The 1,751-nt window shown below is 64.4% G+C and carries 1 protein-coding gene; it reads left to right on the top strand.

Going from position 1 to position 1,751, the window contains the following annotated elements; genetic code table 11:
* The coding region (locus tag IAQ70_RS22420; RefSeq protein WP_190992158.1) for a primary-amine oxidase at window positions 1-1,751 on the top strand (1,751 nt) is incomplete at both ends.

Raw genomic sequence — 1,751 nt, forward strand, 5'->3', positions numbered from 1 at the left:
GAGCCGGAGAAGGAACTGCTCCGGGCCGGCGCCGCGACCATCCGCGAGGCTGACGCGGTCCTGGTCAACCGGGCCGAGGCCCGCTCGTACGAAGCGATCGTGGACCTCGAATCCGGGATCGTCTCCAAATGGACCCAGCTCGCCGCGCACATCCACCCCCCGTTCATGCTCGACGAGTTCGCCGAAGGTGAGGAGTCCTGCCGGACCAACCCCGAGGTCCGGGCCGCCCTGGCCAAGCGCGGCATCACGGACATGTCCCTGGTCTGCTTCGAGCCCTGGTCCGTGGGCTACTTCGGCGAGGACGACCTGGGCCGGCGCCTGATGCGCGCCCTGGTCTTCGTCCGCGAGGAAGCCGACGACAGCCCCTACGCCCACCCGATCGAGAACTTCATCGTGATCGTGGACCTGAACTCCGGGGAGGTCGTCAAGGTCGAGGACGACCAGGCCATCCCGGTCCCGTCCGCGTCCGGGAACTACCTGCCCAAATACGTCGGCGAGGCCCGCACCGACCTGAAACCGATCTCCATCACCCAGCCCGAAGGCGCATCCTTCACCGTCACCGGCAACCACGTCCAGTGGGCCGACTGGTCCTTCCGCGTCGGCTTCACCCCCCGCGAAGGCCTGGTCCTGCACCAGCTGAAATTCCGCAACAAGGGCGTCGAACGGCCCGTCATCAACCGGGCCTCCCTCTCGGAAATGGTCGTCCCGTACGGCGACACCGCCCCCGTCCAGGCCAAAAAGAACGCCTTCGACTCCGGCGAATACAACATCGGCAACATGGCCAACTCCCTGACCCTGGGCTGTGACTGCCTGGGCGAAATCAAATACTTCGACGGCATCACCGCCGACAGCCACGGCAACCCGCTGACCATCGAAAACGCCATCTGCATGCACGAGGAAGACGACTCCATCCTCTGGAAGCACTTCGACTTCCGCGAAGGCACCACCGAAACCCGCCGCAGCCGCAAACTCGTGATCTCCTTCATCGCCACCGTCGCGAACTACGAATACGCCTTCTACTGGCACCTCTTCCTCGACGGGTCCATCGAGTTCCTCGTCAAGGCCACCGGCATCCTCTCCACCGCCGGCCAGAAACCCGGGCAGAAAAGCCCCTACGGCCAGAGCCTGAACAACGACGGACTCTACGCCCCGATCCACCAGCACATGTTCAACGTCCGCATGGACTTCGAAATCGACGGACCCACCAACGCCGTCTACGAAGTCGACATGGAAATCCCCGAACACAACCCCACCCACACCGCGTTCATGGCCGTGGACCGGCTCCTGGAAACCGAACAGGCCGCCATCCGCAAAACCGACTCCTCCAAGCACCGCTTCTGGAAGATCGCCAACCGCGACAGCACCAACATCGTCAACGAACCCGTCGCCTACCGCCTGATCCCCACCAACGGCATCCAGCTCGCCGCCGGCGATGAGTCCTACGTCAGCAAACGCGCCCAGTTCGCCCGGAACAACCTCTGGGTCACCGCCTACGACCGCACCGAACGCTTCGCCGCCGGCGAATTCCCCAACCAGGCCACCGGCGCCGACGACGGCCTGCACATCTGGACCCAGGCCGACCGGAACATCGTGGACCAGGACCTCGTGGTCTGGTACACCTTCGGCATGCACCACGTCGTCCGCCTCGAAGACTGGCCCATCATGCCCCGCCAAAACATCGGCTTCATGCTCGAACCCCACGGCTTCTTCGACCAAAACCCCACCCTCAACCTCCCCACCAACGAAAACCG

Source organism: Pseudarthrobacter sulfonivorans (assembly GCF_014712225.1).
In the GTDB taxonomy this organism is placed as follows: Bacteria; Actinomycetota; Actinomycetes; order Actinomycetales; family Micrococcaceae; genus Arthrobacter; species Arthrobacter sulfonivorans.